12 protein-coding genes are annotated in these 14051 nt (G+C 35.0%); 8 read left to right on the top strand and 4 right to left on the bottom strand.

Annotated features, from left to right (window positions below; all coding sequences use genetic code 11):
* Nucleotides 1–91 precede the first annotated feature (91 nt).
* The 3 genes from IE155_RS03760 to IE155_RS03750 all read left to right on the top strand — a co-directional run bounded on the left by IE155_RS03760 (nt 92) and on the right by IE155_RS03750 (nt 3698).
* Nucleotides 92–1318 carry an ATP-binding protein gene (locus tag IE155_RS03760; RefSeq protein WP_189376767.1) on the top strand — a complete coding sequence of 409 codons (1227 nt, stop codon included), beginning with the start codon at nt 92–94 and terminating at the stop codon, nt 1316–1318.
* 37 nt (nt 1319–1355) lie between these two features.
* A complete protein-coding gene (locus IE155_RS03755) occupies nt 1356–1895 on the top strand; it encodes a response regulator transcription factor (RefSeq protein WP_189376766.1) in 540 nt (179 codons plus the stop codon).
* 456 nt (nt 1896–2351) lie between these two features.
* Complete coding sequence (locus IE155_RS03750) at nt 2352–3698, top strand: sodium-dependent transporter (RefSeq protein WP_189376765.1); 1347 nt, start codon at nt 2352–2354, stop codon at nt 3696–3698.
* A 54-nt stretch (nt 3699–3752) separates the two neighbouring features.
* Here IE155_RS03750 and IE155_RS03745 read toward each other — a convergent pair whose 3' ends face one another.
* Nucleotides 3753–4457 carry a TIGR01621 family pseudouridine synthase gene (locus tag IE155_RS03745; RefSeq protein WP_189376764.1) on the bottom strand — a complete coding sequence of 235 codons (705 nt, stop codon included), beginning with the start codon at nt 4455–4457 and terminating at the stop codon, nt 3753–3755.
* A 287-nt stretch (nt 4458–4744) separates the two neighbouring features.
* On the opposite strand from IE155_RS03745, the gene gshA reads away from it, so the two are divergent.
* Nucleotides 4745–6322 (top strand): glutamate--cysteine ligase, encoded by a 1578-nt coding sequence (gshA, locus tag IE155_RS03740; RefSeq protein WP_373295352.1) that lies wholly within the window; start codon nt 4745–4747, stop codon nt 6320–6322.
* A gap of 604 nt (nt 6323–6926) precedes the next feature.
* Nucleotides 6927–7547, top strand: coding sequence for a transglycosylase SLT domain-containing protein (locus IE155_RS03735; protein WP_189376762.1), 621 nt, complete (start codon nt 6927–6929; stop codon nt 7545–7547).
* Between the two features lie 524 nt (nt 7548–8071).
* Here the strand turns inward: IE155_RS03735 and IE155_RS03730 are convergent.
* From IE155_RS03730 to IE155_RS03720, 3 genes are all read right to left on the bottom strand, one after another.
* Complete coding sequence (locus tag IE155_RS03730; RefSeq protein WP_189376761.1) at nt 8072–9346, bottom strand: HlyC/CorC family transporter; 1275 nt, start codon at nt 9344–9346, stop codon at nt 8072–8074.
* Between the two features lie 65 nt (nt 9347–9411).
* Entirely contained in the window at nt 9412–10212 is an 801-nt protein-coding gene (locus IE155_RS03725) for a cytochrome C assembly family protein (RefSeq protein ID WP_229817001.1), read from the bottom strand.
* A 66-nt stretch (nt 10213–10278) separates the two neighbouring features.
* On the bottom strand, nt 10279–11343 hold the full coding sequence (locus tag IE155_RS03720) for an SO_0444 family Cu/Zn efflux transporter (protein ID WP_189376760.1): 1065 nt from the start codon (nt 11341–11343) through the stop codon (nt 10279–10281).
* A gap of 215 nt (nt 11344–11558) precedes the next feature.
* On the opposite strand from IE155_RS03720, the gene ffh reads away from it, so the two are divergent.
* From ffh to rimM, 3 genes are all read left to right on the top strand, one after another.
* A complete protein-coding gene (ffh, locus tag IE155_RS03715) occupies nt 11559–12947 on the top strand; it encodes a signal recognition particle protein (RefSeq protein ID WP_189376759.1) in 1389 nt (462 codons plus the stop codon).
* A 272-nt stretch (nt 12948–13219) separates the two neighbouring features.
* Nucleotides 13220–13468, top strand: a complete 249-nt coding sequence (gene rpsP, locus IE155_RS03710; RefSeq protein WP_189376758.1) for a 30S ribosomal protein S16 — start codon at nt 13220–13222, stop codon at nt 13466–13468.
* A 24-nt stretch (nt 13469–13492) separates the two neighbouring features.
* Complete coding sequence (gene rimM, locus IE155_RS03705; RefSeq protein ID WP_373295351.1) at nt 13493–14023, top strand: ribosome maturation factor RimM; 531 nt, start codon at nt 13493–13495, stop codon at nt 14021–14023.
* Nucleotides 14024–14051: the final 28 nt, after the last annotated feature.

The following is a 14051-nucleotide window of genomic DNA, read 5'->3' as shown; positions in this document are numbered from 1 at the left end:
CAAATTTTTATGTGCTAAGTCATACCAATTATCTGTATTAATCAATACACTTGTGGTTCGTTATCTTGAGTTAATAAGTGTATGTAAAACGATGCTGTCACATTCGATTAAATTAAACCCTATTTTTATGGTGTTGTCGTTACGGACGGTAGCGATTGTAATTCAAATTATACTGCTATTATTTGTTCATTTTGTACTTCACTATCATTTACCATGGTTTGAATTAGTAATAATTATTTGTTGTGAAGTGATTTTTACGTTTGGCAGTTATTGGTACTTTAGAAAAAAACAACATGTGAGTAAACAGTCTTTATCTTGGCAAGTGATTGCTGATGTTATTTTTCTTTCTGCTTTACTTAGTTATAGTGGCGGTGCGACGAATGCTTTTGTTTCCTTGTTGCTTATTCCTATTGCTATATCCGCTGTTACTTTATCTGCGCCACGTTTATTTTTTGTCGCTTGTTTAGCCATTGCTAGCTATTCAGTTCAGCTATGGCTAATGCCTATGAGTGTCATGCATGGTAATATGGAAGGGCACTTTATCGGTATGTGGATAAACTTTTTATTTTCAGCGTTAGTTGTTGCATTAGTTGTAGGTCGTATGGCAATTAATAATCGCATAAAAGATAAAGCTATCGCTCAATACCGGGAAGAACAACTTAAACAAGAAAAGGTTATTTCTTTAGGGGTGGCCTCTGCTCAAGTTACTCATCAATTAGCAACTCCTATTTCAACGGCTTGTATGTTGGTTGATGAGTTGAAAGAGCTTTCACCCACCTCTGATTTAATAAATGACTTACAATTCGAATTAAAAAGATGTACGGATAGCTTGTCATCTTTTCGTCAAATGGTATTTGATATTAAAGAACAAAATACTTATCTTATTTCAGCAACGAGAATTTGTGCAGATATTAAAGATTATATTGCGCTAAATCATCCTGAGTTAATGTTAGTTACAGTAGAATGTAGCGAAGGTGATGATAGAAACGTACAAGCTAATAGCTCTTTATTGCCAGCGATAATTAATATTATAAATAATGCTATCCGAGCGACTCAAGCGAATAATTGTCAAAAAGTTGAAATTAAGACGACTTGTGATGATGAATATTTAACGTTAGAAATAAGAGATTTTGGTAAAGGATTTACTCAGGAAAAGTTAGCGCAGCTAGGTATTCAACCCATTGCGAGTGATCAAGGGTTTGGTATGGCAGTGCTTTTGAGTCATTCTAGTTTTGAAAGGTTAGGTGGTAAGTTGGTATTAACTAACCACAACGAATTAGGTGCTATAGCAACAATAAGCTTACCTTTAGTTTTATAATCAAAGAGCTTCTTATGTGTATGTTATGGAAGGAAACATGAGAAAACTATTAATAGTAGAAGATGATATTGCATTAGCCAAAACAATGAAAAGGCGTATGGAAAAACATGGGTTTGAAGTCTTTAATTGTTTTACGGCTAGTGATGCTTTATTAGCTTGTCATCGTTACATGCCTGAATATGTCTTACTGGATATGAAGCTGGAAAATGAAAGTGGTTTAGCGTTAATAAAGCCAATACGTAATCTGTTACTTGAAGCCAAAATAGTATTATTGACAGGTTTTGCGAGCATCTCGACAGCTGTAGATGCAATTAAGCTTGGAGCTGATAATTATTTAGCAAAACCTGTTGATACACAAACCTTACTATCAACTTTACTTGATGGTAATTGCATGCCCATTGAGACGCAGGCTATTGAAGAAACAGTATTATCGGCAGAGCAAGTCGAATGGCAGCATATTCAGCAGGTATTGAAAGTTAATAATGGTAATATTTCGGCAACTGCACGCCAACTATCAATGCATAGAAGAACATTACAGCGTAAATTGCAAAAAAAACCTGCTACACAAAAGGCATAGCAGGCATATAAATATAACATAAAACAAATATTCCTTAATTAAGGAATGGAGTCGAGCCCGTAAGTGATGTGTAGCATCAATCAAGTCTCTAGAATTTAGTGTGCCATAAAATATGAGTTAATCTTGGATAAACTCATAAAGTGCGACAAAATACCACAGTATTCTTATTTTTTATCCTTTAAGCGTATTTGCATTTAAAGTGAGATGTAAGATCAATTTCAATTGATTTTTATCGATGGTTGCAAAAGTTTCTAATTTTAACTAACTGAAATTTAATTAAATAAAATTAGTGATATAAAATAATGTAGCGCTATTAAATGCGGATTAGGTAACATCTTCTTTACAAAAAATGAAATACTTCACCTTATAAAAATGACCAGTTAGCACAAAACACTGTTTTTTTGTTGTTAGTTTAAGTAAATTAAAGTGAATTTATAATAATAAAGATGGTAATGAATGTCTGTTTCAAGAGGGGAGTTTAGCTCTCGTTTAGGTTTTATCATGGCTGCGGCTGGTTCTGCAGTTGGTTTAGGTAATATTTGGGGGTTTCCAACACAAACAGCAAGTAATGGAGGCGCGGCTTTTGTACTTGTCTATTTAGTATTGGCGTTTACTTTAGCCTATCCTGCATTTATGGCAGAGTTATTGATCGGCCGCTATGGTCAAGCTAATGCGGTAACATCTCTACAAAAAATGTCTCGGACAGCGTTTCATAAACGCTTTGCTTTTCTTGTAGGCTTTTCTGGTATTATTTGCGCCGCCTTAATTTTGAGTTTTTATGGCATTATAGCTGGATGGATGATGTCATACGCTCTTGAGCCAGTATTAAATATCGCAGGCGTTAGTAATACAGCTGAATGGGTTGTGACTCAATCAACATCACGAAATGTGTTATTTACAGGGCTCTTTATGTTTTTAACCATTTTTATCATTCGCCGTGGTGTTGAAGATGGTATCGAGAAATGGTCAAAACGTTTAATGCCAATGCTCATTACAATACTCGTGCTTTTAATTGGCTATGTCTTTACTTTAGAAGGAGCAAGCGAAGGCTTGTTGGCTTATTTAAATCCTGATATTTCTCGAGTATTAGAACCTAATTTATTAATTAGTGCTTTAGGGCAGGCATTCTTTTCTTTGTCTTTAGGTACAAGTGTCATGATTATTTATGGCTCTTATATCTCTAAAAAAGAAAACTTAGTGACCATAGGCGCGCAAGTGACATTAATTGATGTGTCTATTGCATTTCTAGCTGGATTATTAATTATTCCTGCAATGTATGTTGCGCAAGCGCAAGGGGTTGCGATTTTTGCTGAAAATGGCAGCTTAATTTCTGGTTCAGGATTGGTTTTTACTGTATTACCAGCGTTATTTGATACTATGGGCGCAGGGGGATTGTTCGTTGCAACCGCTTTTTTCATTCTAATGACAATTGCAGCATTAACTTCTTCAATTTCTATGTTAGAAGGACCAGTCTCTTTTGTTGTGGAACGTCATAATGTGGAACGTAAAAAAGCGACAACTATTATTGGTATTCTTATTTTCTTGATAAGTATAGGAATTATTAGCAATATAGGCGTTATGCTAGATTTTGTTGCAACATTAGCAACTGAATATGGTCAACCACTAATTGCAATGTTGTGTTGTGTGTTTGTCGGTTGGATTTGGCATCGTAATGAGATATTGCAAGAAATTAAGCAAGGTAATGACAATGTCGAAACTAGCTTTTTCTGGATGGTTTGGCCTTGGTATACTAAGTTTGTGTGTCCTACAGCAATAGCGATTGTTTTCATTCACTCATTGTAGATAGTTTTAGTGTTTAGGTAATGGGTTTCTACCTATTACCTTCCATCTTCTTCGTTATATTCTCGGCCATTTTAAACTCCATGGCTTGCCAATTTCGTTAAGCATCTTGATGAATTCTGTTGTGTTAAATAGCTCGCCACTTTCTGGTCTGGATATAAATTCAAACTGCTCGCCATCGTAAATAAATTTTAATGCATAAGCATGCAAATACCCACGTTCGAGAGCAACTGAACTATGATAATAGGTATCACCTATTATCGGTGAGCCTAAACTACTTAAAGCGACTCTTAATTGATGGGTTTTACCTGTATGAGGCTTTAAAATAAATAATCGCGTTTTATTCCTTAAGCCGAAGCTAAAGAATTGTGTAATTGCAGGATTGTTCTGGCTACGCATTAACTTCCATGTGCCCCGTCGAGACTTCACCATGTCACCTTTGATCTGGCCTTGTTTTTTCTTAGGCTTTTTATCACTCAAGGCAATATAGTACTTGTCTATGGTATGCTGTTCAAACTGCTGTTGAAACCATTGTGCACAAGCTAAATTTTTAGCAAAAATTATCAATCCTGATGTCATTTTATCAAGTCTATGCACGGGATAAAGGGTTGAGAGTTGCATTTGTTCTTTGACTTGATTGAATAAACCTTCACCTAATAGTGCTTCGTCGTGAAAATTGAAGTTATCTGGTTTATTAACCACAATAAAATTCACATTATTTTCGAGCACATTTAAGATAATTGGACTATTATTGATTGTCATTATGTTCTAATAAATATTTATAGGCTAAGTTATTATATCTTTTGTGAACTAAAATTAATGTAAAACTTGCAGTGTCTCAGATAAATTATGGCTAGTTGAAAGTAAAAGCCTTAAATTACGGTCAAAACATTAGTTGTTAGCTTATTCAATACACATGTAGTTACTTCTATTTTAATAGAAGTAACTACTAAGCAGGCGGTAATAACTTAATCATTTTCGAGTTACCCATTGAAATTTAATATTTGACCCTTAAATCTAGGGTACTTACTAAGCGTCACGCTATAGGGATTACTTTGTCACTATCATTTACTCAACTACTTTCAGCTTTCGAGTTGGATGAAAATATTAATGCATTAACCAACTTTGGCTACGGTGTTGAACGTGAAACCCTTAGAGTGCTACCGCAAGGTAAGCTTTCTGATAAGCGACATTATCGCGCATTAGGTTCTTCGTTGACACATCCAAATATTACAACGGATTATGCGGAACCTTTGCTGGAGTTTATAACACCAGTGAGCCATTCACCTGAACAAACGATAACTCAGTTAGAAGATATTCAAAAATTTACTTTGAGTGAAATTAACGATGAATTGTTGTGGCCCATGAGCATGCCCTGTTTTGTCGATTGCGAAGACAGTATCGAACTTGCTTATTATGGTGAATCTAATATTGGTAAAATGAAAAGCGTGTATCGTCAAGGTTTAAAGAATCGCTATGGAAGCATGATGCAAGTTATTGCAGGCATTCATTTTAATTTTTCTTTTTCTCAAGATTTCTGGTTGAAGTTTCAATCATTTGAAAATAATGAATTACCATTGCAAGATTATATCTCAGACAAATATTTCGCGTTATTAAGAAATTATAAACGCTTTTGTTGGCTTATTCCTTATTTATATGGAAGCTCGCCTGCATTATGCCCGTCCTTTTTGAAAGGCAAAAATACTAATTTACCCTTTAAAAAATCACCTAAAGGTTATGTATATTTGGAGTATGCCACTTCATTACGAATGAGCGATTTAGGCTATACCAATAGTGAACAATCTTCATTACATATTTGTTATAACAACTTAGAAGGTTATGTGGCCGGTGTTCAAGAAGCAATTAATTTATCTTCAGATAAATTTGCAAAAATTGGTGTGAAAGTTGACGGTAAGTACCAACAGCTAAATGCGAATGTTTTACAGATTGAAAATGAACTTTACGCTCCCGTTCGACCAAAACAGGTAGCTAAATCAGGAGAAAAGCCTTCTCAAGCATTATTGAATAGGGGAGTTGAGTATGTTGAAGTACGAGCACTTGATGTTAACCCTTTTTCACCTACAGGAATCGAATTACAACAAGTCTTATTTTTAGAAGTGTTTTTAGCGTACTGTGCTTTAAAACCAAGTGAAGAATTAGACTGTGATCAGCAAAACACTTTACAGCGTAATATGGATGAAATTGTTGTTAGGGGAAGGGATCCACAATTGCGCTTGAATGACTGTGGTGTTGAAAAATCTGTACAAGAATGGGGAGTGAGCATATTTGAAGATATGGCTTATGTTGCCCAATTGTTAGATAAAGCCAATGGTGTTGATAAATACTTTAAGGCTTTAACCATTGAAAAAGAAAAAATATTAAACCCTAATTTAACCCCTTCAGCGATTTTATTGGATTATTTGAATAATCAAGATGGAAGTTTAACTCAGTTAGCTCTTGAGAATGCTCATAAATTTAAAGATGATTTACAGTCACGAGATTATCAATTCTTTAATTATGAATATTTTAAAGAACAAGCTCAATTATCATTTCAACAACAGAAGCAAATAGAAGAAAGTGATGTATTAAGCTTTGATGATTTTCTTAAAGAGTATTTTACTAAATAATATATTTGAAAGTAAAAAAAAGCGCGTAAGTACGCGCTATTAAGATAAGAAAGCAGTCCAGGGAGGTATTTGTGCTCTCACAACATAAGAGTATTGGTTTTCCTTAAAGTTCCATTTTTTATAAAAGTTTTTACAGACAAAAAAAAAGCGCATTATCAAAATGCGCTATAAAAACATGAAACACTAAGGGAAATCAGCTCTCATAAAGTAAGAGTGTCGATTTTCTTTAAAGTTCCATTTTTTATAAAAATTTTTACAGACAAAAAAAAGCGCATTATCAAAATGCGCTATAAAAACATGAAACACTAAGGGAAATAAAGCTCTCGTAAAGTAAGAGTATAGGATTAACAAAAAGTTCCGTTAATTATTAATTAATTTTCAGCCTAAAGAAAAATCCCAAAAAAAAAGCACGTATACAACGTGCTTAAAAATTAGTTCAAGGGAAAACATAACATCATGTCTTGTAAGTTAAGACGGAGTTACATCAAATAAGTTCAAAATTATTTAAAAATAAATTTATTCTTCTGATACTGCACTATTCATTAATTTCTGGCATCATGAAACTTTCACCTATAGCGTTGTTATTACTTAGGCAATATAAAATATGCTAAATATAAGAGTGGTGCTTTTAGCAAGTATTATTACGGCTAGTTTATCTGGCTGCGCTACATCTCCTCCCAAAAACACTGAAAACCTATGTGAAATATTTTTTGAACATCGTGATTGGTATTTTGCTGCCAAAGACGCACGTGAACGTTGGGGTGTACCTATTCATGTGCCTATGAGTATGATGTATCAAGAAAGCTCATTTAAGGCTAATGCTCTACCCCCACGAGATTATTTACTTGGTTTTATTCCTTGGGGCAGAGTAAGTACTGCATATGGCTATTCACAAGCTAAGACTATGACTTGGAGTGACTACATAAAAGAAACAGGTAACTCTGGCGCCGATAGAGATGACTTTGATGATGCTATTGATTTTATGGCATGGTTTATTTTCAAAACTCAAAAGATTAATAAAATTTCTAAATGGGATGGCTATAATCAATACTTAAATTACCATGAGGGTTGGGGTGGTTTTAAGCGTAAATCTTATAAAAAGAAAGGCTGGTTAGTTAAAGTTGCACGTAAAGTAGATAACCGTGCCCGAAAATATAGTAGTCAGTTAAAACACTGTGAAGCTGATTTAAATAAAAGCTGGTTGTGGCGTTTATTTTTTGGATAACTTATTTTATGAATAATTTTTTCCCTTGTTTTCTGTCAAATAATAGCGCTAAAGCGAGAATTTATCTTACGTGATAATTTAGCTATAGTGCAAACATTACCAATCAATAAATATGCCAAAAAAACTTAAATGTGAAAAGGAATTTATTACCAGTTTTTTTTAGTTTCCTACAAATCATTATCTGCATATTTCTTGCCAAAAACATAAATTTACCTCTAATTTATCGCTAAGGCACATGGTGTATATACTTTCTAAAAACAGTAAAAAAATCGTCATTTTTTGGTAAAAAAAGTTTGCAAAATTAGAAGGCTTTGTTTCATTGGTCTTGACTTTGTTATCCACAGAAATTGTGGAAAATTAAATTATCGATCATAGGTTGTGAATAACTTTGTTGATAATATTGTTTGGGTTATCAATTATCCACAAAACAAAAAATATTAGCAGAAATGCTAGCAATAAAATTAAAGATAGAAAAAGCTAAATGACATCATTTAGCTTTTTTTGAGTATAACCTGGAGAGATGTTTAGTGGTTTTTATTATAGTATTCAGGAATCACTCTAACGGTTTTTATCATATTATCGGTTACATCAATTATTTCAACGGGGTAACCCGCAACTCTTACGCTTAAATTTGCTTCAGGAATATCTTCTAAATATTCAAGTATTAAGCCGTTTAATGTTTTAGGTCCATCGGTAGGAAAATGCCAATTCATTTCCTTATTAATATCTCTTACTGTTGCACTGCCATCAACGAGATAGCTATTATCTGGTTGCTTAGTTACTTCATCTGAAGGGGCAGGAGTCATTGTTGTGGTAAAGTCACCTACAATTTCTTCTAAAATATCTTCAAGAGTCACAAGGCCTTGTATATCACCATATTCATCAACAACAAGCCCTAAACGCTCTTTAGCGTGTTGAAATTTTAGCAGTTGTACATTGAGTGGCGTTCCTTCAGGAATAAAATATAGCTCTCTTACCGCTCTTAATAAGGTGGCCTTTGTAAATTGGTTTTTTGATAAAAGTTTTAAGGCATCTCGCATATGCACATAACCGACAACATCATCAATAGAATCTCTATATAGAAGTACACGAGTATGTGTTGCTTGGGTCAGCTGCTTTTGGATTTTTTTCCAGTTCTCGTTGATATCGATACCAACTAATTCGTTGCGAGGAACCATAATATCTTCAACAGTAACATTTTCTAGATCAAGGATGCCAACAAGCATATTTTGATCACGTTCCGGCAACATAACACCAGATTCGTTAACTACCGTACGCAGCTCCTCTGAGCTTAAGCTATGCTGTTCACGCTGTTCATGGCTAATACCTAAAAGCATTAAAATACCATTTGTTATCCAATTCACACCAACCACTAAAGGGTACAGTAACTTTAATAATATTGTTAATATGATTGAGCTTGGGTAGGCTATTTTTTCTGGGTATAGTGCAGCTAATGTTTTAGGTGTTACTTCTGCAAAAACAAGTATGACAAAGGTAAGTAATAATCCTGCATAAAATATCCCCGCATCACCATACAAACGTTCTGCAATAATACCCGCAATGATAGAAGCAAATATATTAACTAGATTATTCCCTATTAAAATTAATCCAATTAATTTATCAGGCTGTCTTAAAAGCTTACTTACACGCCGTGCGCCTTTGTGTTTTTCTTTTTCTAAATGCCTTAACTTATAACGATTAAGTGACATCATGCCTGTCTCTGAGCTCGAGAAATAGGCTGAAATGAATATGAGTATGCCTAAAATGACAAACAACATATTAGTTGAAATGCTATCCAAAAAGGGTTCCTACTTTACCTAGTCAATTTGTTTTTACACTTGAGAGTCTCTTTATACCCTAAAAGCTAGTATAAGAGAAACTCTTTGATAAAACGACTGCCAAAATATGCTAATGTAAGCAATGAAGTGGCGACTATTGTTAAAATTAACACACGATGTCCTCGCCAACCTTTTTTGTAATGCCCCCATAAAATCCATAGGTAAAAAGATAATGCGAGTAGTGATAATACCGTTTTATGAGCATTATCCTTACGAATAAAATGTTCGATAAATACGATACCTAAAATTTGACTCATAAATAGGCAAATAGTGCCAATAGCAAGTATAATAAATAGTTGGCCTTCTACCTGCATTAAAGGAGGTAAGTGGCTTACAGCTTGAAGATTTTTACTTTTTAACTTCATATTTATATAAGCGACTTGAAAAGCATAAAGTGTGGCTATGACTAACACACAATATGCAATTAGTGCTAAGGTGATATGAATGAATAGTATTGGCTGATCAGTTGCTAAGGGTATTTGACTGTGATGCGGAATAAAAAGCATTGCTACTTGCCATAACCCGGCAAAAAAATAGGTGACAGGGAGTAGTAAATTAATCTTATATCGTAATGCAAGAATACTAACAGTAAGGCAAATCGCTAAACTTACTAGTGATATAACATTGGGTAGGGCAAAATTAATTTGGTTTTGGGCGAAAATTAACTGGTTACTAGAGACCATGTGCGCCAAAATAGATAAACCAGCGAACGACAATATGAGTAGTAAATTAGGCCCTTTAGGAGTAAACAACCGAGTGACAACAGCAATTACACAAATAAAGTAGCAAAAAGCTGCAACTATGGCACTAATACTGAAAAGATCCACTCAATTCTCCGTATATAAAATGAATAATTAATAAATGTTTAATTTTATCAGAATAAAACACATAGGCTAGGTTTTAATAATTAATTTGCGCAAAGGCTTAATTGATAATAAAACAAATAAAATACTACAAAAAATTCCAATCCAGTAGGGTAATAATTCATGGTTATGAGACATTTGTTCATTGATATTAATATGAAAAAATTGCAATAACCAATCAAAAAATAATCCAAAGCCTAAGGCACACAAACTAATCCCTAATAAGTACCTAATTAATACGGCATTACCCATTTCATTTCTTATAACACCTAATGTTGAAATATTGGTAGCAGGCCCGGCCATCATAAAAACTAATGCTGTGCCTGGAGATATTCCTGCCATTATAAAACCTGCGGCTACTGGTGTTGAAGCTGTTGCGCAAATGTACATAGGAATTGAAATAGCTACCATAAGTAGCATGGTGGTTACACCACTACCATATTGCAATAAAAATGTTTCAGGTATAAAGGTTTTTACAATAGTAGCAAATAGCAAACCAATAAATAGCCAAATTTTTAAATCATCTATTAATTGAGTTGCTGCATAACGAAGTCCATGTAAGGTTTTTTGGAATACACTCGGTTCACTCACTTTCGTGGCCTCACAGCAACTACTTGTCACCGCTTGAACCTTTGTTTCTTTTGTGCAGCAAGATGAAACTTTATTATGTTGCTTAGCAGAAAGAGGCTCTTTAACTGTTGATACTAATAAACCCGTAATAATAGCCGAAAATATGGCACTAATTGGGCGATATATTGCAAATATAGGTCCTAGTAATGCGTATGAAACGGTAACCGAATCCACTCCAGTTTCAGGCGTGGCAACTAAAAATGAAGAAGTTGCTGGGGCTGAGGCACCACTTCTCCTTAATTCTGTTGCAACTGGAATTACACCACAAGAGCACAAAGGTAAAGGCGCACCAATAAGTGCAGCTTTTACTATTGCCATTTTTCCTGAGCCCAAATGCTTGCTTAATATTGCACTGGGCACCCATGATTTCATTAATCCAGCAATAACTAATCCAAGTAACAACCAAGGGCTGGCATCATTAGCGATAAATAGAAAGTTTTCAAAAAATAAAGTTAACTGCGGCACAATAGATAGAACACTTTTTTAAGAATGTGACAAGTTTACCATAACCTATGCATTATTCGATAATCTTGTTTTTACCAATATCACATTAACTTACTCCATCATTAGATTATTTATTACTGTTGTAAGTCGCATTATTCAAATTTCCCCTTTCGCTTATTAATCGTGCGAGTATAATGGAGTACTGTTTTATCTTGTAATCAACCGTAGAGCTATTCATGTTTGAAAATCTTTCCGATCGTTTAACCAAAACGCTTAAAAATATCAGTGGCAGAGGCCGATTAACTGAAGACAACATTAAAGAAACTTTACGTGAAGTTCGCATGGCTTTGCTTGAAGCTGATGTTGCTTTACCTGTTATTCGTGAGTTTATTGCGAAAGTTAAAGAAAGTGCGGTAGGGCAGGATGTTTCTAAAAGCCTAACTCCTGGCCAAGTGTTTGTAAAGATTGTACAAAAAGAACTCGAAGCAGCGATGGGGGAGGTGAATGAAGCTTTAGATTTAAAAGCAACACCTCCTGCTGTTGTGTTAATGGCAGGCTTGCAAGGGGCTGGTAAAACAACCTCAGTTGCTAAATTATCTAAATACTTAAAAGAGCGAGAAAAGAAAAAAGTATTAGTTGTTAGTGCTGATGTTTATCGCCCAGCGGCTATAAAACAGCTTGAAACATTAGCAAAAGAGGTAGACGTTGAGTTTTTCCCGAGTGATATCAATCAAAAACCTATAGATATAGTTACCTCGGCAATAGCTCATGCTAAGAAACAATTTTTTGATGTATTAATTGTTGATACGGCAGGTAGGTTACATGTAGATTCAGATATGATGGGAGAAATTCAGCAGTTACATGCTGCCATTAATCCTGTTGAAACATTGTTTACTGTTGACGCTATGACAGGTCAAGATGCAGCTAATACAGCTAAAGCTTTTAATGATGCATTGCCACTTACAGGCATTATTTTAACGAAAACAGACGGTGATGCCCGAGGCGGTGCTGCTTTGTCAATTCGTCATTTAACTGGTAAGCCTATTAAGTTTATGGGGGTAGGTGAAAAAATAGAAGCCCTTGAACCGTTTCACCCTGATCGTATTGCTTCACGTATTCTTGGTATGGGCGACGTACTATCACTTATCGAAGAAGTTGAACAAAAAGTTGATCGTAAAAAAGCCGCACAATTAGCAAATAAGGTTAAAAGTGGAAAGGGATTTGATCTAGAGGACTTTCGTGACCAATTGGTGCAAATGAAAAGCATGGGCGGCATGATGGGAATGATGGATAAATTACCAGGGATGGGTAATATGTCTGACAAAATTAAAGATCAAATGGGTGATAAAGTAACCATTCAAATGGAAGCCATTATTAATTCAATGACTAAAGGTGAAAGACAGCGCCCTGATATCATTAAAGGCTCTCGTAAGCGTCGAATCGCCGCAGGTTCTGGCACACAAATACAAGATGTTAATAAATTATTGAAACAATTTACTCAAATGCAGAAAATGATGAAAAAAATGTCTGCGAAAGGTGGTATGCAGAAAATGATGCGCTCTATGAAAGGTATGATGCCTCCAGGAGGCATGGGCGGCCCTGGAGGTGGCATGTTTGGGCGATAGTCGCGATTAATATTGTTCTTATCTAAAAATTAGACTAAAAGGTAGTATGCTGCCTTTTAGTCATTAATTTTTAGTTTACTTAAGATACTATTCCTTATCTATCATTCTCTTTTGTAATAACCAACTTACACTTGCATATTTTTTATTCATCGTACCTAGTAATACTTGCATTTCGTTTGAAAAAGCGTAGAATACGCGAGCTTTTCTGTTACCTATGGGTACAGGAAGTGTCTGGATATTTTGTTTAACACTTAAATTATATAGAGGACGATATGGTTACCATTCGTTTAGCTCGTGGTGGCGCTAAAAAGCGTCCATTCTTTCAGGTTGTTGTTGCAGATAGCCGTAACTCTCGCGATGGTCGTTTCATCGAGAAAGTTGGTTTCTTCAACCCTACAGCGCAAGGTCAAGCGGAAAAATTACGTTTAGACTTAGACCGTGTCAACCATTGGGTTGGTCAAGGTGCAGCTGTATCTGATCGTGTGGCCAAATTAGTTAAAGACGCTCAAGCGGCAGCTTAATTAATCTGGTAGGTTTTAGGAGTCATTGTGGAAGAAGTTAAAGACATTACCCTTGGTAAAGTAGGCGCAGTTTACGGAATCAAAGGGTGGTTAAAAATTCATTCATTCACAGATGAACAAGAAGCCATACTTGACTATTTTCCTTGGTCATTAAAATTAGGAAATAATACACAATTAGTAGAAATTACTGATTGGCGTAGACATAGCAACGGACTCATCGTTAAAGTGGGTGGAATTGATGATCGTGACCAAGCGCAAGCATTGGTTGGCTCAGAAATTTTAGTCAAAGAAACGGCTTTGCCTGATTTACCTGATGGTGAATTTTACTGGCGAGATCTAATGGGAATGAAAGTTATGACTACCGAAGGTTACGACCTTGGGATTGTTTCTGATTTATTAGAAACAGGCGCTAATGATGTACTGGTTGTGAAAGCGAACCGAAATGATGGTTTTGGAAAAAAAGAGCGCTTAATACCGTATCTTTTTGAACAAGTGATTCAATCGGTAAGTATTGAAAATAAACAAATTTGTGTTGACTGGGATCCAGGTTTCTAACTTGTGAGTAACAGCATTGTTGACCATA

It is taken from the genome of Thalassotalea profundi, from assembly GCF_014653195.1.
Taxonomy (GTDB): Bacteria; Pseudomonadota; Gammaproteobacteria; order Enterobacterales; family Alteromonadaceae; genus Thalassotalea_B; species Thalassotalea_B profundi.
Note: the sequence above shows the minus strand (reverse complement) of the source record. Positions and strands in the feature narration are given on the sequence as shown.